At 44.2% G+C, this 25,832-nt stretch carries 22 protein-coding genes and 1 pseudogene; 15 read left to right on the top strand and 8 right to left on the bottom strand.

The features are described from left to right. Positions 1-4 precede the first annotated feature (4 nt). Both CWO08_RS00475 and CWO08_RS00470 read right to left on the bottom strand, forming a co-directional pair. Positions 5-1,816 carry an IucA/IucC family protein gene (locus CWO08_RS00475; RefSeq protein WP_108019445.1) on the bottom strand — a complete coding sequence of 604 codons (1,812 nt, stop codon included), beginning with the start codon at positions 1,814-1,816 and terminating at the stop codon, positions 5-7. Next, positions 1,813-3,024, bottom strand: a complete 1,212-nt coding sequence (locus tag CWO08_RS00470; protein WP_108019443.1) for an acetyl-CoA carboxylase biotin carboxylase subunit family protein — start codon at positions 3,022-3,024, stop codon at positions 1,813-1,815. The genes CWO08_RS00475 and CWO08_RS00470 overlap by 4 nt, the downstream gene beginning before the upstream one ends. Positions 3,025-3,265: 241 nt before the next feature. On the opposite strand from CWO08_RS00470, the gene CWO08_RS00465 reads away from it, so the two are divergent. From CWO08_RS00465 to CWO08_RS00435, 7 genes are all read left to right on the top strand, one after another. Then, positions 3,266-5,302, top strand: a complete 2,037-nt coding sequence (locus CWO08_RS00465; protein WP_108019441.1) for a TonB-dependent siderophore receptor — start codon at positions 3,266-3,268, stop codon at positions 5,300-5,302. Between the two features lie 188 nt (positions 5,303-5,490). After that, positions 5,491-7,623, top strand: coding sequence for a TonB-dependent siderophore receptor (locus CWO08_RS00460; RefSeq protein WP_108019440.1), 2,133 nt, complete (start codon positions 5,491-5,493; stop codon positions 7,621-7,623). 87 nt (positions 7,624-7,710) lie between these two features. Continuing rightward, positions 7,711-8,688 carry a Fe(3+) dicitrate ABC transporter substrate-binding protein gene (locus CWO08_RS00455; RefSeq protein WP_108019438.1) on the top strand — a complete coding sequence of 326 codons (978 nt, stop codon included), beginning with the start codon at positions 7,711-7,713 and terminating at the stop codon, positions 8,686-8,688. Continuing rightward, complete coding sequence (locus CWO08_RS00450; RefSeq protein ID WP_108019436.1) at positions 8,685-9,719, top strand: iron ABC transporter permease; 1,035 nt, start codon at positions 8,685-8,687, stop codon at positions 9,717-9,719. Before CWO08_RS00455 ends, CWO08_RS00450 begins: the two co-directional genes overlap by 4 nt. Further along, positions 9,719-10,690, top strand: coding sequence for an iron chelate uptake ABC transporter family permease subunit (locus CWO08_RS00445; protein WP_108019434.1), 972 nt, complete (start codon positions 9,719-9,721; stop codon positions 10,688-10,690). The genes CWO08_RS00450 and CWO08_RS00445 overlap by 1 nt, the downstream gene beginning before the upstream one ends. A gap of 2 nt (positions 10,691-10,692) precedes the next feature. After that, positions 10,693-11,457, top strand: a complete 765-nt coding sequence (fecE, locus tag CWO08_RS00440) for a Fe(3+) dicitrate ABC transporter ATP-binding protein FecE (RefSeq protein WP_108019432.1) — start codon at positions 10,693-10,695, stop codon at positions 11,455-11,457. Positions 11,458-11,684: 227 nt separating this feature from the next. Continuing rightward, positions 11,685-12,104: a VOC family protein gene (locus tag CWO08_RS00435; RefSeq protein ID WP_048659886.1), complete on the top strand. Its 420-nt coding sequence runs from the start codon at positions 11,685-11,687 to the stop codon at positions 12,102-12,104. A 100-nt stretch (positions 12,105-12,204) separates the two neighbouring features. On the opposite strand, the gene CWO08_RS00430 is transcribed toward CWO08_RS00435, so the two are convergent. Then, positions 12,205-13,104 carry a DMT family transporter gene (locus CWO08_RS00430; RefSeq protein ID WP_108019430.1) on the bottom strand — a complete coding sequence of 300 codons (900 nt, stop codon included), beginning with the start codon at positions 13,102-13,104 and terminating at the stop codon, positions 12,205-12,207. A 269-nt stretch (positions 13,105-13,373) separates the two neighbouring features. Here CWO08_RS00430 and CWO08_RS00425 point away from each other — a divergent pair, with 269 nt between their 5' ends. Next, the gene (locus CWO08_RS00425) at positions 13,374-14,774 is read left to right on the top strand and encodes an alpha-amylase family protein (protein WP_108019428.1); all 1,401 of its coding nucleotides are present in this window, start codon (positions 13,374-13,376) and stop codon (positions 14,772-14,774) included. A gap of 90 nt (positions 14,775-14,864) precedes the next feature. On the opposite strand, the gene CWO08_RS00420 is transcribed toward CWO08_RS00425, so the two are convergent. Beyond that, positions 14,865-15,821: a LysR family transcriptional regulator gene (locus CWO08_RS00420; protein ID WP_048659890.1), complete on the bottom strand. Its 957-nt coding sequence runs from the start codon at positions 15,819-15,821 to the stop codon at positions 14,865-14,867. A gap of 100 nt (positions 15,822-15,921) precedes the next feature. Here CWO08_RS00420 and CWO08_RS00415 point away from each other — a divergent pair, with 100 nt between their 5' ends. Further along, positions 15,922-17,274 (top strand): MATE family efflux transporter, encoded by a 1,353-nt coding sequence (locus tag CWO08_RS00415; RefSeq protein ID WP_108019426.1) that lies wholly within the window; start codon positions 15,922-15,924, stop codon positions 17,272-17,274. 144 nt (positions 17,275-17,418) lie between these two features. Here the strand turns inward: CWO08_RS00415 and CWO08_RS00410 are convergent, their stop codons facing one another. Further along, positions 17,419-17,856, bottom strand: a complete 438-nt coding sequence (locus tag CWO08_RS00410; protein WP_108019424.1) for a Spy/CpxP family protein refolding chaperone — start codon at positions 17,854-17,856, stop codon at positions 17,419-17,421. 212 nt (positions 17,857-18,068) lie between these two features. On the opposite strand from CWO08_RS00410, the gene CWO08_RS00405 reads away from it, so the two are divergent. From CWO08_RS00405 to CWO08_RS00390, 4 genes are all read left to right on the top strand, one after another. Beyond that, positions 18,069-18,314, top strand: coding sequence for a hypothetical protein (locus CWO08_RS00405; protein WP_029223306.1), 246 nt, complete (start codon positions 18,069-18,071; stop codon positions 18,312-18,314). A gap of 327 nt (positions 18,315-18,641) precedes the next feature. Next, positions 18,642-19,646, top strand: a complete 1,005-nt coding sequence (locus CWO08_RS00400) for a response regulator (protein WP_019821697.1) — start codon at positions 18,642-18,644, stop codon at positions 19,644-19,646. Between the two features lies 1 nt (position 19,647). Then, a complete protein-coding gene (locus CWO08_RS00395; RefSeq protein WP_048606084.1) occupies positions 19,648-20,085 on the top strand; it encodes a PAS domain-containing protein in 438 nt (145 codons plus the stop codon). Positions 20,086-20,929: 844 nt separating this feature from the next. Continuing rightward, complete coding sequence (locus CWO08_RS00390; protein WP_060980457.1) at positions 20,930-21,973, top strand: GMP reductase; 1,044 nt, start codon at positions 20,930-20,932, stop codon at positions 21,971-21,973. A 113-nt stretch (positions 21,974-22,086) separates the two neighbouring features. Here CWO08_RS00390 and CWO08_RS24335 read toward each other — a convergent pair. The 3 genes and pseudogenes from CWO08_RS24335 to CWO08_RS00380 form a co-directional block, all read right to left on the bottom strand. Next, positions 22,087-22,173, bottom strand: a pseudogene (locus CWO08_RS24335) (integrase); the annotation flags it as partial. Positions 22,174-22,561: 388 nt separating this feature from the next. Further along, positions 22,562-22,813 (bottom strand): ogr/Delta-like zinc finger family protein, encoded by a 252-nt coding sequence (locus CWO08_RS00385; protein ID WP_108019422.1) that lies wholly within the window; start codon positions 22,811-22,813, stop codon positions 22,562-22,564. Between the two features lie 91 nt (positions 22,814-22,904). Continuing rightward, positions 22,905-23,906 carry a hypothetical protein gene (locus CWO08_RS00380; RefSeq protein WP_108019420.1) on the bottom strand — a complete coding sequence of 334 codons (1,002 nt, stop codon included), beginning with the start codon at positions 23,904-23,906 and terminating at the stop codon, positions 22,905-22,907. A 453-nt stretch (positions 23,907-24,359) separates the two neighbouring features. Here CWO08_RS00380 and CWO08_RS00375 point away from each other — a divergent pair, with 453 nt between their 5' ends. Then, complete coding sequence (locus CWO08_RS00375; protein ID WP_108019418.1) at positions 24,360-25,049, top strand: hypothetical protein; 690 nt, start codon at positions 24,360-24,362, stop codon at positions 25,047-25,049. Between the two features lie 129 nt (positions 25,050-25,178). Beyond that, entirely contained in the window at positions 25,179-25,514 is a 336-nt protein-coding gene (locus tag CWO08_RS00370) for an energy transducer TonB (RefSeq protein WP_108019416.1), read from the top strand. The last annotated feature ends 318 nt before the right edge of the window (positions 25,515-25,832 follow it).

Here is a 25,832-nt window from a genome sequence, read left to right as displayed (position 1 = left end):
CGGGTTAACTCACGCTCTGCTTGATGTTTTCAAGGTAAGCGTGTTGTGCTTCTTCGCTGGTTAGCAATAAGAAGTTAGGTGCTGATAAGCCATAAAATTTATTGATATCGCTTGCGCCAGATGCCTCTTTAGACAATAAGCTACCCGAGCTCAATAGATACTTAGCGTATAGGTTGGGTGATTCAAACAACATCTCGTTTGCGAGCTTGGTGTTGTGTCCTTGTTCATCCAACTGGTTAAGTTGTTGTGAGAGGCTATTGGCGACCACTTCATACAGATAAGCTGACGTGGCGATTCCTCTCGTCGCCATTGCTTCCACAATCGCGGCTATGTCTAACTGCAAAGTAATGGTGGTAAACATCTGACCAAGAGCAAGCTCGTTATCTACAGTGATGCGTTGGTCTAAAAGATGATCGCATTTTACGGGTGATTGTTGCTCAAACGTTTGGAAACGCTCTGGCCAAATACGTGCAGCATCGTTGTCTTTCATGGCTAAGGTCATCTTGCCTTGCTCATCGAATGCGATGATGGCGTTTTGTTGGTTAGACTCCAAAGCGATACCGTAACGAATCCACAATGTAAGGTGCACTTTGCAAAGTAGATCAACGTAATCTTTAAACCAAGTCAGCGTGTTTTTCTGATAATACTGTTCGGCGAGGTGTTCCAAGAACAAACGTTCATCAGGCATTGGACTGGCAAGGGCAGCCACAGGCACCAGTGCTTTGTCTTGGAAGTAGCTCACTGGGTATTCACGCACAATGTAAGCAAAGGTTTTATCGTCTCCAACATGCCCGCCATGTTTCTCATTGCAATGGAAAAGCGTGCCGTGTAAGTCTTGATCTGTTTGCTCTAAGTGCGTCAATAAACGTTCAAACCAATGCCCATCATAGAGCGTGGAGGGTTTGATTAGGCGAATGTTTTTAGTACCCAAAGATCGCATGATCAGCGGCACCTTGATGTGGACCTGTGGTGCTTGATTCACGACCACTGTGCGCACTGACAGGGTAGGAGTCACCTCAAGATAAGCACCCGGCGCTTCAATGACGCAATCAGGGAGGCTTTCAAGGCTTTGAAGGGTTAATGGATGTGCAGGAAATAACTCATGGCTAAGAGCAAAATCGGCGGGCAGGCCCACTTGCTCCATCGTCGGCCAACATTCCGGCTGCGGGCTGGTCAATGTAACGAGTGACTTCTCGATTGCGAGCCAACGAAGTTCAAAGCTTTGTGCAAATTCTGGCGCGAATTGCTCTAGATCGTGATCGCTTAAACCGAACTTAGCACGTGCTGTCGGGTAGTAAGGGTGATCAAGATAGGATGCGATTTGATCAGCGCGTAATAGCTTTTGCTCCCAACGTTCTAGTTGAGAAATTGGCAGCATGAGTGCTTCCGAGTGCTGGCTGAAGGCGCTATCACACAATCCTTTGTGTTTTTCGGCGCATTCGAGTTCTTGCAAATAACCATCTAATAACGAATGCGAGCTTTCGTGAGCACCTGCTTTCAATAATTCGATCCAATCTTGATAGTGCTGCTGGGTTTCAACGACACCATTTCTCTCGATGAACCAACCATCACCTTTCGAGCCATCTGGTTGGCCGTAAACCCAACGTTGCATGTAATAGCTCGGAGTAACGGGCAAGTAGAGTGTAAAGTCTGAACCTGCAAAAACAGCCCAAATTTGATTACGAGGATAAGAAGATAGTTTGAGTTCACTCGGCAGCTGAGATTTAAATCGGCTTTGAGAAACCAATCCAAACAAGTCTTCACGCAAACACGTATCGACTAATCGCTGAGTGAGGTATAACGCGTTTTCATTCATGCTGTTACCTCGTTTTTTGCTGTTAGATTGAAGCGAGAGATTGCCTGTTGTAGCGCGGGTTCTAGAGTTTGACCAGAAGGAGAAACGACCGAAATTCTCGCTAGGTAATCCTTGTTGGAGAAACTTTGTTGGAACGTCTCATCAACCTTCTTAAGCACTTGCTGTTGAGTGACAATATCGCCCTCTTGGTGAATGAAAGAGGTTGATGACCCTTCAATCAAACCGCTTTGTTGCGCCACTACATAGTGCACATGGGCGTTGCCATCAATGCGAAATGTAGGGTCAAGTTTGTGACCCAAGTGAAGGCGCAAGATGGTATTGAACCAATTCCCGCCACTGAGGTTATCAAGCAAAAATTCCCGGCCATCACCAATACTTCGATAGTTGATCTCGACCAGTACCGGCCCCGAATCTGTGATGATGAATTCGCTATGACAGACACCAAACCCCACCCCGAATTCTTGAAGCTGACGTATACATTCATCACGGTAGTACACGCTGTTAATACCATTCCAACTCGCGGCTGTTTCGATGAAGTAAGGTGGCGCCGAGAGTTCCACATCGAACCCCCCAAGTGCGACTAAATTTTCCCCGTCGCCAATGGTTTCGACAGTGATAAGCGGACCTTGTAAAAACGCCTCAACCAAAATGGGAGTAGTAGGGTGCCTTTGCCAAAACGTATCGCAATAGTTATCCAGCTCAGCCGCAGAATCGCAGCGCTGCACGTCTAAACTAGCCACGCCTTCCTTGGGCTTCGCAACGACAGGAAAATCGAAATCTAATACAGGAGCGCTCTCTCGACTTAACAAAACACTTCGAGTATTAGGTAACGATTTTTCGTTGAGAACCTGACGAGTTAAGTATTTGTTTTTCGCCTTAAGCGTCACATTCCAATCTTTAGCAGGCACACCAAAGAACTGTGCACAGATTGCGGTGGAGGTTTGTAAATGGTCGCTGTTACTGAATACAGCAACGGGTTTTAGGTCTCGTTCTGTGATGGTCTCGATAAGATCAAGAGGATTAAAAACATCACATTCTAAAATTTCATCGGGATTAAAGCGGTCGTCATCAGTGGCCAGTTTTAAGTGGTTGAGTTTGTGGTCTGTGATCAAAACGACGTGGAGACCCATCGCTTTTGCTGTCGGTACAAAGCCGTGAGTGATCGCATCATTCACGACGTGACTGACGATGATTATCGTAGATTTCATGGGGCTTTCCTAATTTTCAAAACGTTGTTGTCGCCTGCTCACAACTCGCTTTCAAGTGCTCTCTTTCGGGTATATAAGAAAGAGAATTTTCCTATCTTATTGTTTTTATTGATTCTTATGTCATTAGTGGTGTTGCATATTGCAAGGCAAATATAGATCAAAAAATATATATTGCAAATATAAATGATATTTGTTTTCATTCGCGCTATTGTGATTTTATAAACTAAAATGGAATTAGATGATGAACATTAGATTGGCCTTGTCCCCACTCGCTTTGGCAATTGGAGGTGCATTAACAGCAGTATCTATTGTGCCAAATGTTATGGCAGCAGAAGGTGTAGCTGTGGATGAAACTCTGCAAGTTATTGGTCATCAGTACGAAGGTTACGCGGAGCATATGCCTCAGTCGGGTACCAAAACTGATGTCGAATGGTTGGATGTACCGCAGGCAGTATCTGTTGTCACAAAAACGGAAATGCAAGACCGCGGTGCTGTACGTTTGGTGGATGCTCTTGATGGTGTTGCTGGAGTTAACAACACCTTGGGTGAGGGAAGCCGAGACCAATTTGTGATTCGTGGTTTTGATGCACTCAACGATATCTACCGTGATGGTATGCGTGATGACGGGACTCTGCAATCGTACCGAAGCCTAGCGAATATCGAACGTGTCGAAGTGGTAAAAGGCCCTGCGGGCGCACTTTATGGCCGAGGCTCCGCGGGCGGTATCATTAACTTGGTCACCAAGCGAGCTAACGGTGATAACTTCACCAACGTAAATGGCAGTGTTGGCAGCAACAATTTGTTTGTTGGCCAAGTTGATAGTTCGATGGCGCTTAGTGACAAGGTCAGTGGTCGTATCAACGTGGAAAGTCGACAGTCTGATTCCTATGTAGACCATGTCGACTCTAATGATTTCTTTATTGCGCCAACAATTCGAGTGATGCCTTCTGATGGACACATTATTGATCTCGATGTCGAATATGCGCACCAAGAGTTAGTGCCATATCGTGGTGTTCCATCAAAGAATGGTAAGCCTGTCGACGTCTCTGAAAGCACGTTTTACGGTGGCACGAATGACTATCAAGAGTCAGACAGCATTCGTGTTGGCGTTAATTATGAATGGCTTTTGAATAGCGAATGGGCATGGACAAACCGCGCAGCATACAACCATATCGAACTTGAGCAAAAGGGTACACGCCAAGGGACGGTAACTGGGAATGGAGTATCTCAGAGTGTAAATAACCTCGGTTACGACCCTCGTACCACGACGACTCTTCAATCTGAGCTAGTTTGGGAAACGGATTCGAACCAAATGATGATCGGTGCGGATTATAATCAGATCAATATCGACCTAATGCTCGCAAGAGATGAAACCTTACCTCCAAAAGATATCTACAACCCTGTAGCAGGCCCTACACCTGATCCGGGGTTTAAACCTACCCGCGACAACACCACAACGACCACTGGCGTTTACATTCAAGATGTTTATACCTTTGGTGATCTTTCAGTGATCGGCAATGTGCGTTACGACTCGATGGAGCTTGAACAGCAAAAAGCGGGCTCAGCAAAAGAAAATCTAGACGATGACAAAGTGAGCTACCGTGGTGGTTTAGTCTACCGTCTCAACAACGATATGTCAGTGTACGCAAGCTTAGCTCGCTCATGGCAATTGCCTTACTCGGGTATTTATATCAATCCTAAATTGGCTGAATTCTTCCATACGGATCTAAAAGAAGTGGGTGCAAAAGCTTACTTACTAGATAACGCCTTGATGCTTAATGCCGCGGTCTTCCAAATTGATCAAGAGCAACCAGAAACGAATATAGACGGAGACGTTGTTAACAAGATCGAAGCTCGCCACCAAGGTATTGAGCTAGAAGCTCGCGGTCAATTTACTGAGCAGTGGGATATTTCTGTGGGTTATAGCTACCTCGATGCAGAAAACAAAGAGACAGGCAAAAAGCCGAACGATGTGTCTGATCACCTGTTTTCGCTTTGGAGCACTTATCAGCTAGACGATAACTGGCGTTTAGGTGGTGGCGTGAAATACGTAGGTGACCGTTACGCGGGTAATGATGAAGCTGTAGCGCTGGGTGACTACACCACGGTTGACTTGATGGCAGCGTACACCACGGGTCGTCACAAAGTTCAAGCGAACGCTTACAACGTGCTTAATGAGAAATACATTCTGGGTGCAACCAACGGCACGTCTGGTACTAACCAGATTGGTTACGGAGCGCCAGCCGAATTCATGCTCAGCTACGGCTATCAGTTTTAAAAGCTAATTATGTTCTAAGAATGAGTTCATTTCTAAGAGCTCTTTCTACTCTAAAAACGATTGTTTTGTTCGCTACGAATGAGTGAACAGTTGGTCTTATTTTGAGGCCATTTAGCCCATAGGGTCAAAGCGCCGATATAACCGAAAACACGTCCTTTGATCCTAACCTGCCTACTTAGGAGATTTTCATGCCTTACCAGAATTTGGATGGTAAACCCTGTACTCAATCACACCAAAAGTTGCGTCTAAGTACCCTTGCAATGGCCATCGCTTCAGTGACTTCCATGAGCGCATTTGCAGCGTCTGATCCTCAAACAACGACTATGGAAACGGTTGTCGTGACAGGTAGCTTGATCGGTAACTCAGAGCTAGAGGATGTGAAAGAGTATCCGGGAGCGCGTACCGTTCTAACTAACGAACAAATTAAAAAGACTGGCGCACTTTCGATTGATTCGGCCTTCCAAAGTGTACCGGGCATTAAGGTTCAAGACGAAACGGGTACCGGTGTATTGCCTAACATCTCGGTGCGTGGCTTGAAAGCCAGCCGCAGTGGTCATGCTCAATTTCTAATGGACGGTGTGCCACTGACTCTTGCGCCTTATGGTCATACCGGACAATCTATTTTCCCTGCGACTCTGTCGATGCTTGAACGAATTGATATCGTGCGTGGTGGCGCTGCTGTGCAGTATGGGCCAAACAACGTGGGTGGTGTGATTAACTTGGTGACTAAGCCTATTCCACACGAGTGGCAAACGGAAATAAGTAATCGCTTTACTGTATTCGAGGGTGGCGATACGCCACTTAATGATTTTTACCTGCGCACGGGTGGCTGGTTAACCGATACGCTTGCGCTTCAAGTCGAAGGTAATTTTCTAAAAGGTGAAAGCTTCCGTGAACATTCAGACACCGATGTCAAAAACTTCCAAGCTAAGTTGCAATGGTTACTGAGTGATACTCAAGAACTACAAGCTTTCGTGCAGCGTTATGATGCCGACACGCAAATGCCGGGCGCTTTATCGCCAGAAGATTACGAGAATGACCGTACCCAATCTAAGCGCCCTTATGATGAGTACCAAGGTAAATCGACACGTTGGAGCTTAAAGTACTTACATGATTTGAATATTGCTGATAGTGCAGAGCTAGAAGTACTGACCTTTGGCCATCGTTCTGAGCGTTTCTTCCAGTGGGGTTACAACAGTACTAAAGGTGTGGAGTGGTCTGATCCGTCGCAGCCATCTACTGATATTCGTACGTCACCACGTGAATTTAAGGTGTATGGGGTAGAGCCGAAACTCGCGATGTATTTTGACGGTAATACCGTGACGCAAAATGTGATTGTGGGTGCGCGCTATGTTAACGAAGACATTGATTACAAGCTCACTCAAACATCAATTTCTAGTGGAGTAACCACAACGCCACGCGATTGGCATTTGGATACTGACGCTTTTGCTGGTTACATCAGTAACGAAATCGGCCTGTTCAATGATGTACTGAAAGTGACGCCGGGTATTCGCTATGAATCAATAGATATGGCATTTTACGATCTAGGTAAGGCAGAAAAGACAAATAACAAAGTGACAGAATGGTTGCCTGGTTTAACGGTGGCGTACCATCTAACTGAACAATGGGTAGGTTATACCAATGCTCAGAAATCTTTGCGAGCACCACAAATTGCTTACATCCGTGGTAAAGGTGAAGAGGGCAGTGAACTGGCATGGAGTTATGAGTTGGGTGCTCGCTACAACCAAGATTCAACCAGTTTCAATGTAGCGCTTTACCGAATCGATTTTGAAGATCAGCTTCAATGGCAAAAAGCGACTGAAACTTTCGACAATATTGGTAAAACCCTCCATCAAGGTGTTGAACTCTCTGGTCGTTATATTCCTCAAGCGATGCAAGCTCTGAGTTTAGGCGCTGGCTATAACTACTTAGATGCAACGTTAGAGGAAGAGGGTGCAAACAAAGGTAATCAACTTCCATATACGTCTAAGCATCAATTTAGCTGGGATGCGACTTACGCGTTTAGCAAGTTAGATACGACTTTGTCTGGTTATTACTTTAGCGAATCTTATTCTGACAATGCGAATACAAGTGCTGAAGATTCAACGGGCGCGACAGGTAAAGTGCCTGCTTACATGGTTTGGAACTTCAACCTAGGCTCGGATTTGTACAAAGATGAGAACAGTAAGCTGCGCATGAACTTTGCGGTGAACAACCTGTTTGATGAGGACTATTACTTCCGCGGTATTGATACCAGCCCGGTTGGTCGTTATCCAGCACCGGGACGTTCTTACACTTTGGATCTGAATTATCAGTTCTAATACGTAATTTATTGAAAGTAATAACGAATAAAAGTCGCCAATACTCTTGGCGGCTTTCACGGTTCTAGCGTTTAAGGAAAATTAAATATGGAAAACAGCTCCCGACTCTTGTTTTCGAATCCATTGCAGCTGTCGAACGGACTGTTGTCATTTAATCGGCCGTTTTTATTCAGCAGGATAGCGATAACCTTAGCTTTGCTGATTTTAAGCTTGTTCTCAATCTCCAGTTCAGCACAAACTAGGATCATACAAGACGAGCAGGGTCAGTTTGAGATAGCGACTACCCCGCAACGTATTGTGGTGTTGGAGTTTTCATTTGTAGATGCACTCGCTGCGGTGGGTGTTTCTCCTGTTGGCGTTGCTGATGACAATGATGCTTCGCGAGTGATTCCGGCGGTACGTGAATTGGTTCAACCATGGGAATCGGTTGGCATGCGTTCTCAGCCAAGCCTGGAAGCCATTGCGGTATTAAAGCCTGACCTGATCATTGCAGATGCAGAGCGTCATCGTACTGTCTATCAAGATCTACAACGCATCGCACCAACTCTGCTGCTCAAAAGCCGCGGCGAGACGTATCAAGAGAATTTGGAGTCTGCGCTCAAGATTGGCATCGCTCTCGACAAGCAATCGTCAATGGAACAACGAATTCAACAACATCAACACGCCATGGATGAATTCAAAAGTCATTTCTCGCTCAAACAAACCGTTCAGTTCGCTGTCGTGTCGGATAAGGGTATGTGGTTACATAGCCCAGCGTCTTACGCAGGAGGCGTGCTGACCACATTAGGCATTGCGAGCCCAATTGTGAAACCAACAGAGAAGGCATATTTGCCAACCAGCTTTGAGTTGTTGTTGAAAACCAACCCGGATTGGTTACTCCTTGGCGCTTACTCTCATCCAAATATTGTTGATGATTGGCAGAAAAATCCGTTATTCAATGTACTAACCTCTGCAAAAAAACAGCAAGTTGTAGAAGTGTCACCAGCACTTTGGTCATTGAATCGAGGCATGTTAGCGGCAGAACAAATGGCGAAAAATCTTGAGCAGATCTTGGATCCATCATGAGTACGATGTTGTTCTCTAAAAGTAAGCGATTCTGGCCAATACTGTCGTGGCGAGTCACATTATTTGCGGTATTAGTGTCGTGTTTGGCACTATCTGGTTACGCGGCCTCTATGACCGGGTGGTCTAATTTCTCATTAACATTGAGTGACTTGATTCACTACTGTTTTGCGTTTGATGAAAGCAACATGACTCATCAAATATTGGCGACATTAAGAGCCCCAAGAGCTTATGCGGGGCTCTTGATTGGTGCGAGTTTGTCTGTCGCTGGGTTATTGATGCAAGGATTAACGCGTAACCCACTGGCGTCTCCGTCGATTCTTGGTATTAACGCAGGCGCGGCCTGTTTTATGGCGTTAGCTGCAATAGGTATACCTGTGGTTAGTGAGCTAAATCCAATCCTTAATGCGGTTCTTGGTGCATTGCTAAGCGGCGGTGCTGTAATGCTTCTAGGCGGTTTTTTCTCCGCACGTTCTCATCCGTTACGTTTGGTTCTCGCGGGGATCGCCATTACGGCGTTATTGCTCGGACTGACACGAGCAGCGCTGATTCTTGCCGACGATATGGCTTATAGCGTCTTGCATTGGCTTACTGGTTCACTGTCTAGTGTGGATGATGGACAGTGGCAACAGCTTTGGCCGCCTCTAGTGATTGGTTTGGTGTTAGCAATGAGTCTTGCTCGCAACCTCAACTTGCTGGCACTTGGCGAAGAGGTTGCAGTGGGGCTGGGCAGTAATATCAGGTTTACTCGCCTCGTTAGTGGACTAGCGATAGTGTTGCTTGCCGGAGCAAGCGTCGCTATCGCAGGGCCAATTGGCTTTGTTGGATTGTTAGTGCCTCATTTGGTTCGACCTATGGTTGGGCACAATTACCATGTGCTGATTCCTATTTCAGCATTGGCAGGCGCAGCATTAGTGTCTTGGTCAGATGCGCTGTCGCGAGCGATTGCTTTCCCGACTGAAACACCCGTTGGTGTTATTACTGCTTTGCTCGGGACACCTTGTTTTATTTTGATTGCGACGAGGAGATCTTAATGCACCATCACACTAAGATTGTTTTGTTATCAGGGATTCTCATATTAGTGGCATCCGCAGGTTTGTTTGTCGGCGCAGCTTCGCTTTCTGTTTCTCAAGTCATCGAACATTTGGTCGCGTTTTCCAGCGACGACTTTGTTATCCATCAGTATCGGCTACCACGTATGTTGCTCGCGATAAGCGTGGGCGCAGGGTTAGGGCTTTCAGGGGTATTAGTGCAAGGCGTGATACGTAATCCGTTAGCATCGCCTGATCTTATGGGTATTAGTTCTGGGGCAGGACTTGCTGCGACAGCGAGTTTAGTTTGGTTCCCAAATGCACCAGTCAGTGTGCTTCCTGTGCTGGCGATATCCGGTGGGGTATTGGCTGCTGGACTGATTGCTGCATTGGCCTGGTGGTCAAGGCCAACACCCGCCAAATTGGCGCTGATTGGTATTGCGGTGAGTGCGTTTCTGGCCAGTTGTATCGACTTCTTGTTGGTCACCAACCCAATAGAGATCAACACGGCCATGGTGTGGCTAACAGGCAGTCTTTGGGGCAGAAATTGGCAGCAAGTCCCGTTTATTTGGAGTGCTCTGCTCTTGTTATTACCCATGGCATTATGGCTTGCTTGGCGATTAGATGTGATGGGGCTTGGCGAGGAAAGTGCAACGACATTGGGCACTAAGCCAAAACAGATTCAGGCTCTCGCGTTATTGGCCGCTGTATTGCTTGCCAGTGTTAGCGTTTCTGTTGCTGGAACGATCAGTTTTGTGGGTTTATTAGCACCTCACTTAGCACGCTTGTTGTTTGGGCATAATCATAAGTTGTTAATCCCTGCATCTGCACTGGTAGGGGCAATTCTGGTTACCAGCGCTGATGGGTTAGCTAGAGGTCTACAACCACCGATTGAATTACCAGCAGGCGTTCTAACTTCCGTGATTGGCGCGCCATATTTCATCTTTCTTCTCTATCGTTATCGAGGTTGGTAACCATGCTTAAAACGCAGAATCTTTCCGTCGCGTACGGCAAACAAACGATCATACCGAACCTGTCGGTTTCTATCCCTAAGGGAAAAATCACCGCATTGATAGGACCTAACGGTTGCGGTAAATCCACCTTATTGAAGACGTTAGTCAGAATTAACAAGCCAGTGGCTGGAGATGTGTTGTTTGAAGACAAACCGCTATCAAGCTATGGCGATAAAGCGCTTGCTCGTTCGTTGTCACTTCTTCCACAAATCTTGGTCAGCCCGGAAGGGATCACGGTAAGAAAGTTGGTCGAATATGGCCGTTCGCCCTATGTCTCTCATTGGGGAAGGTTAGGACAGGACGACCAAAGGATTGTCGAGCAAGCAATGCGAGATACCGGTGTGCTTGAGTTTGCTGATAAGCCTGTCGAGTCACTGTCTGGTGGCCAACGTCAAAGAGCATGGATTGCGATGGTGATAGCACAAGACACTGATGTAGTGATGTTGGATGAACCGACCACATACCTTGATATGTCTCACCAAGTGGAATTAATGAACCAGATGCAACAGATGAATGCCAAAGGAAAAACGGTGGTTGTTGTGTTGCATGATCTGAACCAAGCCAGTCGTTATTGCGACCATCTAGTGGTTTTGGAAAAGGGATGCTTGATCGCAGAGGGCTCGCCTGATGAGGTGATGACCGAAACCATGCTCAGTAACGTGTTTGATCTCAAAGCGAGCGTGTTTCGTGACCCTATTTCTAATACGCCAATGTGTGTCGCGATTTAGTTATTTGCCTGAACAACGAGATCACCAAGGTACAAAGAACAGAACACTGGCAAGGAAGCCACATTAGATTAGGTCGTCTAAACTTAAAGTTTGTATGTAGTCAAAGTAGAACAATTTGGGCTCTAAAGACGTTCTCGAAATAAATGCAAATTAGTGCTTTACCTCAACTTAACTTGAGGTATTAGGATATGCAACGTTGCTTACGAGAATATTTTAAGGAGAGAAGAATGATCCAACTTGAACATGTAAATCTAGTGGTAAAAGACATCCCAGAAATGCTGGTTTTCTATAAAGCGGCATTCCCTCATTGGTATGTTCGTGACGAGGGAAAAGGGGAGTGGTCGGGCAAGCCACGTAACTGGCTGCACTTTGGTGACGAGTACCAATACATCGCATTGAGTGATCACGGAGAGGGTGAGAACAGAGATTTGGCTGGGCATTCTGTTGGCCTCGCACACTTCGCTTATGTAACCAATAACATTGAAAGCGTCACTCAACGCCTTATTGATGCAGGTTTCCCGATTGCTAAGCCCGGTGCCGAAGAACCTTATCGCAAGAACGTCTACTTTGTGGATCCGGCTGGCTTCGAAATCGAGTTCGTTGAATATCTGAGTGATGATCCCAAACTTCGTAATGCGACAAGTTAGTAGAATGATAGTAGGGTAGAAAGTACTTAAAGGGCATTGTGGAATTTTCCGCAATGCCCTTTTTTAGATCAATTGACTAGCTGAGGGTTAGTTTGGTTGTCTACTTAGCTTTAAATGGCACCAATAGTTGTTTGCCAAACACATTGATTAGCGCGCCAGTTACGATTAGACCACCACCTAGGTAAGTCCAAACTGATGGAATCTCATTGAAGATCCACACTCCTAATATTGCTGAGAATACGATCTGAACGTATGAGTAAGCTGAAGCCTTGCCTGCGGCCTGAGTTTGCATCGCTTTGGTTAAACCGTATTGGCCTATTTGAGTGAAAATACCGACTAACACGAGCATCACGGTTAAGAATAGGCTCGGCCATACAAAGTCGTTCCAGATAAGCGCTGTAGAGATCGGTAGGGCAACCAGTGGGAAGTAGAAGATGATGACAGAGCTGTCTTCCGTTTGGCTCAGCTTTCTCACAATCACATAAGCAATTGAGCTACCAAATGCGCCACATAACGCCACCATTATGCTAAATAGCGGTAACTCGCTGCTCGTGCCACTGCTCATGCTTGGCTGAACCATTACTAATAACCCTGCTAAGCAGAACGCAATGCAGATCATGGTCGATTTTTGGACGCGTTCTTTCAGAAATAGCACACCGAGCAATGCGGTAAATACGGGATGTACGTATTGTAGAATGGTCGCTTCTGCTAACGGTAGCGTGGTCACAGCGTAGTAAACACACATCAGTGCTGCGGTGCCAACTGCACCTCGAACAAACAACAAAGGTTTGTTATTTCCCCAGATCGAAATGCCTTTTCGTTTAACGTCGATATAACTGATGATCAAAGACACCAAAGCCCTTGCTGCAACAATTTCGAATACAGGTATGCCGTAGTTGCTGATGTATTTCACACACGCTGACATCAGTGCGAATCCAAAAGCAGAGAGGATCATGAACCTAACCCCTACAGGGATCATTGAAAAAGAGAAAGAAGGCATAAAAATATCAATCGGTTGAGGGAACAGGAATCATAACGTAGTTTAGAAGAGCCGACCAAAGTCTTTGTCCTGTTCTGGTCAACTTGATTCAATTAATTCTCATTTCAGATTACTTCGTTTTTTTATCTCACATAAGATCGGTTATAGCTCAATTTTATAAAATCAACATCAACAGAAGGTGACGCTAATTCAACTCTGATTTATCGGTCGTTTTAATTGTCTTTCTTAGTCATATCATTCTCGTGAATTTATAATAAGAGATATGTTCTATGAAACCGTTCAATACCCTACTCATATCCACGCTCGCGCTTTGCTCTTTCAGTCCAGCTACTTATGCAGATACCATCTTGCACGCTTTCAACTGGAAGTATTCAGATGTGACAGCCAACGCCAATCAAATTGCTCAAGCCGGTTATAAGAAAGTACTGGTTGCTCCCGCAATGAAATCGAGCGGCAGCCAATGGTGGGCGCGTTACCAACCTCAAGATCTTCGCACCATTGATTCACCTCTCGGCAACAAACAAGATCTAACCGCAATGATTGCCGCTCTCAAAGGTGTGGGCGTCGATGTTTACGCCGATGTGGTGCTCAACCATATGGCAAACGAAAGCTGGAAGCGAAGTGACTTGGATTATCCGGGAGCCGAAGTACTAAACGATTATGCGAGCCGTTCAAGCTATTATGCTGACCAGACTCTGTTTGGCAATCTGGCTCAAGGTTTTGTATCCGCTAATGACTTCCATGCCGCGGGCTGTATTTCAGATTGGAACGATCCCGGTCATGTTCAATATTGGCGTTTGTGCGGGGCTGATGGCGATGTAGGTTTGCCTGATCTCGATCCAAATAACTGGGTAGTTTCGCAGCAGCGCTTATATCTAAAAGCGTTGAAGGATATGGGTATCAAAGGTTTCCGAATTGATGCCGTCAAACACATGAGCCAGTACCAAATCGACCAAGTGTTCACGCCTGAAATTACAGCGAACATGCATGTGTTTGGTGAAGTGATCACCAGTGGCGGGGCAGGGAACAGTGGCTATGAGTCATTCTTAGCGCCTTACCTGAATAATACTAATCACTCCGCGTATGATTTCCCGTTGTTTGCGTCGATTCGTTCGGCGTTCTCAATGGGCGGTGGCTTGAACCAACTGCATGATCCAAAAGCGTACGGCCAAGCACTCGATGACAATCGTTCGATCACCTTCGCGATCACACATGATATTCCAACCAACGACGGCTTCCGTTACCAAATTATGGATCCACAAGATGAGCAGCTTGCTTACGTTTATATCCTTGGGAAAGATGGCGGCACGCCGCTGATCTACAGTGATGATCTTCCGGATTCAGAAGACAAAGATAATGGTCGTTGGGGCAATGTTTGGAATAGCTCGAATATGAAGAATATGCTTAGTTTCCATAACGCGATGCAAGGTAAGTCGATGACGATAATTTCGAGCGACCAATGTACTTTGCTGTTTAAGCGTGGCAAAGAAGGCGTTGTTGGAATTAACAAGTGTGGCGAAACGCGTGGCGTGACGGTTGATACCTACCAACATGAGTTCAATTGGCATGTTCAATACAAAGACGTATTAAGCAGCGCGACAGAAACCATTTCTTCTCGCTACCATACGTTCAATCTACCACCGCGCAGTGCACGTATGTTTAAGCTTTAATGCTTATTCTCTAGAGCGAACACCACTGGTAAAAAGCATAAGCCGCAGTAAGTTCTGCGGCTTATTTGTATCTAAGCTTAAGGCTTATCGTTACTGTTGATCGCTAATAACACCAAACCAATGATTCTGATGAGACAGTGCTTTCAGTAACTCGATCTCTTTTTCTGTCTCTTCTCTAAGCCATTCAATAAGGTCGTTGATGATAGGCGTGTGACTACGCTGGTGAATGAAGTAAGTCCAAGCACTGTGTTGGATCTTTGCATTCTTAGGGCAGTACAAGAAGCCTCGTTGGAGATCTTGTTGAACTAACAACAGATCTGTGACCGTCACCCCCTCACCGGATAAACAGGCACTGAGTGCCATATCTAAAGATAAGAAGCTGGTATTTCTGACGGGTTTCTTCGGTGGGGATTCAACATCAGCTAGCCATACTTTCCAATCATGGTGATCTAAGGTCGGGTGCAGCCTTGGTAAGGTTAAGATTGAATCGAGGTCGGTGTCTTTAGTGGTTAAGCTAGTAGAACAGACCGGCGCCATGAACTCTTCTCGCAAGAAGGTGATGTCTGGTGCCTTGTCATAGCGTTTTTTGAAGCGCGTGTGGAAGATCAGTAGGTCATATTCGCTGCTGTTGATTGATTCGTCTTCCTCAATCACAGGAACTATGACGATCTCATATTCCTGATAACGCTCGTTTAATTCTCTGACTTTAGAGATCAATACCCGCGTTGCGAAACTCAAGGTTGCTTTGATCACGATACGTTTCTGCTTCGGTTCACTCCAAGAGGCGATAACAGCTTCGATATTGCCGTAGCTTTCTCGCAAAGCGACATACAAATCATGACCTTGTACCGTTAATTCTATGGCTCGATGCTTACGAATAACCAGTGATGCGTTTAACTCATCTTCAAGCTGTTTGATCTGTCTGCTAATCGCACTTTGCGTTACATGCAGCTCTTCGGCAGCCAGAGTAAAGCTCATAAGCCTTGCGGCAGCTTCGAAAGCTTTTAAGCCATTATGTGACGATGGCAAGCTAGGATATGGGGTCATAATTCGTTCGCATGAGTTTTTAGAATGCTAGGGTCGCAAATTTATCAATTGAACGCTAGCCCCATCGATCGTATTTTGGGCGAAATTAACTGAGGCGCTCATGAAAAAAATACTCACTCTTGCATTCCCTTTGATCATTTCACAGCTGATATCCATGGCTTTAGTCCTTACTGATGTTTGGATGATGTCGCGTATCAGTGTGTCAGCCCTTGCGGCTGGTGGCTTAGGTGCCTCTATTTACTTCTTCATCTTTATTATTGCGAGCAGCACCGTCGGTTGTGTCGCAAACCTGATCGCAATTGCTTATGGTCAGCGTGTCGCACGCCCAGAGTTTGGTAATACTCAAATTAGATTGGCCGTGAAAGGCGCAACCATGTTGGCGTTCGTACTCAGTGTGACCTTAATGGCGAGCTTCTGGTTTGCTCCGTTGGTATTAGAAGCAGCCAAACAACCGCCAGAAGTGATCACTTTAGCCATGGAGTATGTGCACGCTTTGAAGTGGGTGATGTTGCCTTCGCTTATCTTGTTGGTGCTGCGTGGCTTAACCAGTGCATTTGGTAATGTGCGTTCGATTCTAGTGATGTCGATAATCACAGTGATTCTGAATGTACCAGTGAGCTACTTCCTCACGTTCCAACTCGATATGGGACTAACAGGCTTAGGCTTAGGCACGGCTATCGCGGCATTCATCGTGATGGTTGGATACACAGTGTGGGTGTTTAAACGTGACGAGTTCAAACAGTTCGCACCTTGGCTAAATACCGAAGAGTACTCCATCAAGCTGATGAGCCCTTTGTTGCTAATGGGTTTACCTATCGGCTTGGCGGCGTTACTTGAGCATGGCTTGATATACGGCGGCACCTTAATGGCGGGCACGATCAGTATTGCTTCTCTGGCGCTGCACCAAATATTACTGCAATGCTTGAGCTTTACTTGGAACTTCAACTTCGGTTTCTCGCAAGCTGCCGCAATTTTAGTAGGCCGTGATTATGGTGCAGGCAACTACGAAGGCATCAAAAGAACCTCGATTCAAAGCTTTATATTAGTGTCGGTATTGAGTGTGGCCTTGTCTGCTGTGTTCATCATATGGCCTGAAATGATTGCCTCTATCTTCAAATTAGATGACGGTACTGGCGCAATGACATCGCTATTGGCTTCTGTTATCTGGGTAGTGGCGTTGTGTTTTATTGTTGATGCTTGGCAACTGTTGGCGATTAACCTGCTAAGAGGGATGAAGATTGTCTCTATGCCAACCGTGATGACAGCCATTGGTTACTGGATGTTTGGTTTGCCTGCTGCTTGGTACTTGATGCCGAAATTCGAGCTAGCAGGGATCTGGGGCGGGATCGGTGTTGGCTTGGGTGTGACAGGTATTCTATTGCTGATCCATTTGATGGTCGTTCTAAACAAGAGCAGTAAGACACCAGACTTAGATTGTTCAGCTTACTCTTAATTAAGTTAGTTGATAACGAAAAAGCCGCAGTCATCAAACGACTGCGGCTGTTGTTTATCTAAATTGATTCTTGGGGGAGTGAATCAATATCAGGATCAGCTATTTTCTGCCAGATGATTTATTACCAGATTACTTTCAACCAAACTACTTTCCACCAGACAGAGCTGACTTCATCATCGTCTTAAATTGCTCTTTTTGCTCTTCAGTTAATACGTTATAGATGTTGTTCTTAAGACGCATTTCTTGCATCACCATCGACTTCTCAGTGGCTTGAACGGTGTCGATGACCTTTTCCATCTCAGCTTCATCAAACTCAGGTTGTGTCACTAAGGCGATCTGCTTTTTCTTAAGTTCTATCGCACTATCCATATCGATTTTTGTTCTATCAGATTGGTAGTCTTCAATGAGGGCGATGACTTCCGCATGTTGTTCTTCGGTTAGATTCAAAGAAGCAATAACCATTTGCAGTGGGCTCTCTGCTGGCTGTGGCGGTTGTTGTGGTGATGAAGCACTCACAAACGGAGCGGTAACGAGTAGAGCTGAAGCAGTTAATACACAAAGTGACTTTTTCAGTGATTTCATTGAGTTTCTCCTGTTAGTGGAAACATGAGTATAGGTGAGTAAGCTGAACTCGATATGAACATGTCGTTCAGTTAAATTTGCTGAGTTCATTGCGTTCATTTAGTTACCTTCATCTAAGCACGGCACGACTTAGACCTTGGTCTTACAGAAACAGAGCTAAAAGGTGACTAGAATGACTTAAGTCGCTCACTGTTTTATCGAGGAATACACAAATGGAAGTTGGATTGTTCTGGGCTGAAAAAGGAATGCTAGTGCTTGGCGCACTGTTTGTTTTGACGAGCATGATGCAGTACGGAAGACGCAGTAGCGATTGGAAAGGCGTAATTACGATGTTCTACAAGCGTATCCCAATGAATATTGCAGAATACAAATGGTACCGTTTGGGCATTGCTTTGTTGGTGTTTGCTGTGGTTATACGTTTCGCATTACTGATCCTATGGCCTTCATACCAGTTTTAGTCCTTTGTATTCGCTCTTTTATATAGAGCATATAAAACCGATACATTCATGACGAGATTGAGCCTTAATAAACTCACTTATTAAGGCTGTCATTTCATAAATTAGCGCTGTTGTTCCATGAAAAAGTGCTATTACTCTATAATGACGAAAGGTTATTACCTTTGTAGCATATTGTTTTTCATGAAGAATAATGTCGGATAATAGCTTACCTGCTTGTTTCATCATTCTTACTAATAATCTACACATAAATCCATTCACCCCGTACCTGATACCATAATGTTCTGTTACACTCGTCCGAATTAGCTTTAATTTGTCGGTGGTGCATTTATGTCGTTCCCAGTTCTTATATGTGATGATTCTGCATTAGCAAGGAAGCAGATGGCTCGGTCACTGCCTAGTTCTCTAAATGCAGATATAACTTTTGCTGTTCATGGGCTTAATGCACTTGAAGAGCTCGCTCAAAACCAATTCAAACTGATGTTCCTCGACCTCACCATGCCGGAATTAGATGGCTATGGCACATTGGAAGAGATGCAACGTTTAGGTGACACCACGCCTGTTGTCGTTGTTTCGGGTGACATACAACCAAAAGCACAACAGAAGGTGATGGATCTTGGCGCCAAAGCGTTTTTGCAAAAGCCGATCGATAAAGAAGCGCTCAAAGCTATTTTGCGTGAGCATGTCGAGCCGCCAAAACAACCTCAAATCATTACTCCAACCGCTTTAGAACTGCCAATACTTCGCAGACGTGATATCTATATGGAAGTCGCGAACGTAGCGATAGGCCGTGCAGCCGATGCATTGGCGCGCCACTTTAATGTATTTGTTCACCTACCGCTGCCGAACGTCAACATCTTCGAAGTGAGTGAATTGCACATGGCACTTCGTGACCTAGCCGACAACGACCAAGTATCGGGTGTTTGCCAAGGCTTCAGCGGAGAAGGCATCGCAGGTGAAGCATTAGTATTGCTGAGTGACTCCAGCGTGAGCGACCTTAAGAAACTCATGAAGGTACCAACCGAAAGCGAACAGCTTGAAGAGTTAGAACTGCTTATGGATGTGTCGAACATCCTAGTTGGCTCATTCTTGAATGGATTAGGGGAGCAATCAGAAGTTCGTTTTTTCCAGAGCTCTCCTGTACTGCTAGGTCAACACATCTCGATTGACTCTGTGATTGAAAATACCAGTGGTTCGTTTAAGAAGACCATGACCTTCGAAGTCAGCTATAACATTGATGGCACTTCTATCCGTTGTGACCTTCTATTTATGTTTGTTGATGAGTCTCTGCCGCTTCTAGACAACAAATTGGCCTACCTAATGGAGGAGTTTTAATATGCTGAATCTTCCTGCTGAATTTGAACAGTTCCACTGGATGGTGGACATGGTTCAAAACGTCGACATGGGACTGGTGGTCATTAACCGTGATTTTCAGGTGCAAGTCTGGAATGGCTTCATGACTCACCATAGCGGAAAGCAATCGCATGATGCTATTGGTAAGTCGATCTTTGAGTTATTCCCTGAAATCCCAGAAGAGTGGTTTAGACTGAAAACTAAGCCAGTCTACGATCTAGGCTGTCGCAGCTTCATTACATGGCAACAAAGGCCGTATCTGTTTAAGTGTCGCAACGTTAGGCCAGTAACCCAGCAAGCTGATTTCATGTATCAGAACGTCACGCTAAACCCGATGCGTTCACCAACAGGCCAAGTCACCTCTCTATTTTTGTCTATTCAAGATGCGACAGCAGAAGCGTTAGTCTCTCAAAAGAACTAGCACTGAACCTAAAGAGTGAATAAAAATGGCTAAGGTTAACGACCTTAGCCATTTTTTTGCTTTTTATTCTTCAATTGACCTTAGAGGCTTCGATCTCTTTCATCTACTCACTCTAAATTTTCAATGTTTACTCTGCTTTTCGCTCAGCGAACTCTTTTTTTTAGAACCTTCTTCCTCAAGAATCTAGATTGAATGAACTACCAGACGCCAAAGATGCATGATTTTGGTTGTTGGTGGTTTATAAAGTTTGGCTTTTTAGGGGGCTTTTAATAAAGGCTGGGATTTGGATTGTCGAAATCAAATGAACCTTGCCTTCAAAATCGAGTGCATTGAAGCGTGTTTCTCTTAGGTGAGGTTAACCAGCAACACGATGAGTTTGCCTAATTTGGACGAAAACAGAAATAATTTGGAAAAAAATCGAATTTATTTAAGAAAAAAGACATTTTTTTGTTGGAGAAAAGTGTGATTTTTATGTGATTTCGAGGCACTTTCTTCACATTATTGCTTAATGAGGGTGATATTGAGTGAGATAGGGAGGAAAACGATTGCGCAATAAACCGACAGCGTTTGCGTAAATAGTTCGCTAAGTTATTAATTAATAAGAATTTAGTGGAAAAGTAAAGCTGAGGGGTTTGAAGCAGGTATGGAATCTTTGAGAGGATAGCACAAAAAAAAGTGAAATATCAGACTTGCTGTTACTAAATCACGACCTATAATGCTGAAAACCGGAGCGTCTGCCAACGCTCCGGTTTTTTTGTGTCCGAAGAAAAGTAAACTCGTCTGCCAACGGTTTTACTACGCATTTCGCGAGAGACACATAATTTTATGAATCAAGGAAAACACCATGCGTATCGAACAAGAACTTAAGTTAGGTTTCAAAGATGTACTCTTCCGTCCGAAGCGTTCTACCCTTAAAAGCCGTTCTCAAGTTGAATTAACCCGCGATTTTACATTCAAGCATAGCGGTCGTCAATGGTCTGGTACTCCAGTAATTGCAGCGAACATGGATTCGGTAGCAAGCTTTGAAATGGCAGCTGCTCTAGCAGAGCACGGTGTTATGACTGCAGTACACAAGCACTACACAGTAGAGCAGTGGGCTGAGTTCGCTAAAACAGCAGACAAGAAAACACTGAACAACGTATTTGTATCAACAGGTACATCTGAAGCTGAGTTTGAGAAGACTAAGCAAATCATGGCGCTTAGCGAAGACTTCGTATTTATCTGTATTGATATCGCTAACGGCTACTCAGAGCACCTAGTTGAGTACGTACAAAAAGTACGTGCTGAATTCCCGAACAAAGTTATCTCTGCGGGTAACGTTGTAACAGGCGACATGGTTGAAGAGCTAATTCTAGCGGGTGCAGACATCGTTAAGGTTGGTATCGGCCCAGGTTCAGTTTGTACTACACGTGTTAAAACAGGTGTTGGTTACCCTCAACTGTCTGCAATCATCGAGTGTGGCGACGCAGCACACGGCCTTGGCGGCATGATCATCGGTGACGGTGGCTGTTCATGTGCGGGTGATGTATCTAAAGCGTTCGGCGGCGGTGCTGACTTCGTAATGCTAGGCGGCATGCTAGCAGGTCACTCTGAGTCGGGCGGTGAAGTAGTAGAGCAAGACGGTAAGCAATACATGAAGTTCTACGGCATGTCTTCACAGTCGGCTATGGATAAGCACTCAGGTGGTGTGGCTAAGTACCGTGCTGCGGAAGGCAAAACTGTTTTACTTCCATACCGTGGTTCAGTTCACAACACAATTTCTGACATTCTTGGTGGTGTACGTTCAACTTGTACATACGTAGGCGCAGCAAAGCTTAAAGAGCTAACTAAGCGTACGACTTTCATCCGAGTGCAAGAGCAAGAAAACAACGTATTCGGTAAAGAGTAACGTTTAAAACACTCGTTCAAAATTTTAAGAATTGAGCCACTTTAGAGTGGCTCTTTTTTTACCTGAAATTTGGCAAGTGGCGACAGCCGAGCAAAAATTTTTTTGGCGACAGGTTACAGGTTAGAAAGAGGGTTATGGATAATTGCTTCAGATAGGTGATCAGGTGCGAAGTGGGCATAGCGCATTGTCATGCTGATCTCTGGAATAGTGAAGTTAGCTCTTTTTTCTACAGCGTTCGGCAGAAGTGTGTGTCGCTTTGTCATCAATGATACCGTGAAGGCAATAGGTGTTGATGACTTTCAGAGGAAGGTCTTCATTAGGGGGCTGCTCTGCTTGCTATTCATGTTTCGTTTCAAGTCTTGCCAACGCACTCGCTGTCGTATCTGGCTGGTGATAAATTTGAGAACCAATTGAAACAAGTATTTTTGGAGGGTGCATATTACTCTGACGCATCGTTATGTGAAAATATCGATAATGATCTAGATGTAAAGATTGCGCTGTTGTCGAAAGACAGAATATCAATATACAAAGAAGGTGATTCCCCTGAATTTACGAAAGGTAAGTGTACTTTCAAGGAGAGCCCATACCTCAAAGCATCGACAACTGATTCTTCAACTCAACCCGTTTCTCAGGGCTAAGTGCTTTGAGCAACTCAAAGGCCATCTGCGAGGTGGTCTTTGAGCTTGGGCTGAGAGTGTAGCTAAACGTCAGGTTCATCACGAAAGAGTGGCCACATTCTGGGTCACTACAACTACAATATAAATCGCTATAACCCGCTGAAATACGGTTTGATTTCTGTATGCGGGCTTTCTCGCCACATTCGGGGTAAACTACTCTCATATGACACCATGAACCTATCCAAATGATAGGCTCATAGTACTAAATTATGGTGATGATTTATACAGCGTTCTGAAGGGATAAACACTTATGCTCAGAAGCGACATGTAGGGGGCGGTAATGTAGATTCGTTACTCAAATTGAGGTATAGATTGTTGGTTCTATATGTTTTTCTCGGGTTAACGTAGTGCCATTGTAATGTGTTATCGACATCATTATGAGATATGTTATCTAACACAATTTCATCACCTTCGGATTGAACTATTACTCCAGCTGCAATGCCGTTATATTTACCAAGCACCAAATTATGGACAACGTTTACGACACTGCCATTGTTGATGGTTGATTTATCTAGTTGTCCTACTAGAAGTCCGTTTTTTCCACTTTTTCCTAAATCATTTCTTTTAACTGAGCTATCTGTGATTTCGAGTAAACTAAGTGGTGTTTCGACTACGTTTCCAAATACCCCCCCAACGTAGTTAAAATCGTTATTTTTGACAGTTATATGAACGTCATTAACCTTTATATTGTTTGCGCCAGCGCCCTCTATTAACCATCCTGATACAGCCCCAATTTTGTCAGAATCTGTTGAGGCGCTTAAAGTACTATGTTGAACAACGATGTCTTTCAGCATAGCACTATCAGCTCTACCGACAAGCAAACCTATAGCCCAAGAACCTACAGCATTTGAAATTGATGAATCGGTAATTTTAACGTTTTTAATAAGCCCGCCGTCTTGAAGCCCGGCCAAAGTTCCAACTGTTGTTGCTTTTTTATTTTGTGTATCAACTTGAAAGTTATTGATGTTTAGATTCTCGATTACCCCAGACCTAATTCTGGAAAATAAGCCAACATCACCTTTTGTTGCTGAAATTGTTAAATTTGATATCGCGTAACCATTACCATTAAAGTTTCCCGCAAACGATTTGGGCTTGGTATGAACGAATTCAGAGCAATCAATGTTTTGAACTAACACGTAGTCAGAGTTGGTTTTGTCTTCAAGATTGAGTAACTGTTCACAGCTGTCGATCTGAATGGGTGAAGCTGCAGCACCTAGAGATATGAAGCTTGATAATAAAAGGGTATTTTTTAGCATAACTGAGTTCATTACTATGAGTTGGTTGCATTTGTGGTGTGAATATAAGGCTATCTAATTGATATGTATATTTAAGTAAGAAAGCTTTACGTATTTATGTGACATCAATTGCGTATTTGGGTGGGGAGCGAGAAAGGTCAAATTGATATGAAGTGGGCGCTTCAAGAGCGGAGGGTACTATGCCTAATCCACGTAAAACGCACTCCTGCTCATCTGCAGAGCTTTCGATCTCATCTTTCCGCAATTCTATTTAAGTGAAATTCTGCATTTTGTGAAGTGAACAATCATCAGCGACAGATAAGTTATTGATCATATCACAAATCAATGTGTATCCTCCCTCGCATCAGATTACGACATAGAAAAGTTTTGTATTTAAATGCAGAAATTTTCAGTCTAATGAAGCTCTTTAGACCTTATGTAACGAAAATTAAATTAACCTAGTGGTAGTGAAATATGTCTATTTTACGGAAGATTATACTATCAGTATTTCTTATTTTGAACTTAAATGCACAAGCAGAAATTGAAAGTGGCTTGTACGTGAGCACTACGAAAGTCAGCATTGGAAATCTATTTGATTTTTATAATGATTTGGCTGTCGAAATTAAGCCTGAGTTAATGGTAATGAAAACAGACGTTAAGGTATCTTTAGTATCAGAGTACCTAACATCTCTTAGTGAAACAGAGAGACTTAACCTTGAAGGAGCTCTGAATATAATCAAAGATATTGAAGGCACTATTGGACATAAATTTAGAATAGAGACACCGTCTCAATTAATCGATTATATCGACGATGATAAGTTCAAGGTGTATGAATATATTTATGATAATGCTTGTGCCAAAGTGACTATTTTTACAGTTATGAAAGATAAACGTGAAATGGTAATAGAACTCCAATTGACGTCTCCTTATGATAGGGTAGAGCAATGTGGTAGCTATATGACACTAACGCAATATATGTATCTTGGTTCAATTCTTCAGTTTACGGAAGGAGTCAGAACAAAGCATTTGTTTAATAGTATCTACGAAAGCCTCAAGGCGGAGAAGTCTTATAAGTCCATTTTTGATGGGGTTTCGATCAGTGCTGGCTTCAGAGATGGAAAGACTTTAGTCTTATTTATTGAGCCAGAATACGAGTATGAATAATTTACAAGTTGCTTAAGAAAAGCCTAGCGTTTTCTATTTTAAATAAATCTAAGTTGGTGTAGTCATTGTGTCGAAGTTTGGAGGTAAAGTCGCTCCCTCTTAACGGTGTTATGTATCAGAGAGAAGATTATGAGATTTTTGAAACTATTTCCCCTTGTTTTAATAGCTGGATGTTCGAATTTTCAGGACAATACGGGGTCACCAGAATATGTAGATTTGGTTCCAATTGAGGTTGTAAATCCAAGATACCCAACAGTAGCATATGAGAATAATCTATCAGGATATGTGGTCATGACGTTTAACATCAACAAGCAAGGGTATGTGACAGATATTGTTGTAATCGAATCCATCCCAAAGGGGATCTTTGAAAAGGTAGCTGTACAAGCATTGTCAAAATGGAAATATGAACCACTCAAAGATGTTGAACCTATTGCTCAAAAAGAAAAAATAGATTTTAAAATCTAGTTTAAAGCAAGACTTGCTCAGACAGCCACCGCACCCGGTGGCTTTTTTACGCCTGTCTCACAGCCCCACCGAAAGCACGCCCAACCCACAGAAAACGCACTCCTTCTCCCCACCTGAAGCGTTTTCGCTCTCGTCTTTTCGCAATTCTATTTCAGTGAAATTCTGTCGCGGCTATGGAAGGCTAACAAGCCGCTAGCCCTTCAGGAATAACAGGGCTTGCCGCAAGTTAGCAGCGCTCAAAATGGCTTACAGAGCGCCTAACAAAATTGCGAAGAGTGCAAAAAATTGCAAGGAATTGAAATTCTGACGATCTGTGTT

Source organism: Vibrio sp. 10N.286.48.B8 (genome assembly GCF_003050085.1).
GTDB classification, from domain to species: Bacteria; Pseudomonadota; Gammaproteobacteria; order Enterobacterales; family Vibrionaceae; genus Vibrio; species Vibrio crassostreae.
This window is presented reverse-complemented; position numbering and strand designations above follow the sequence as displayed.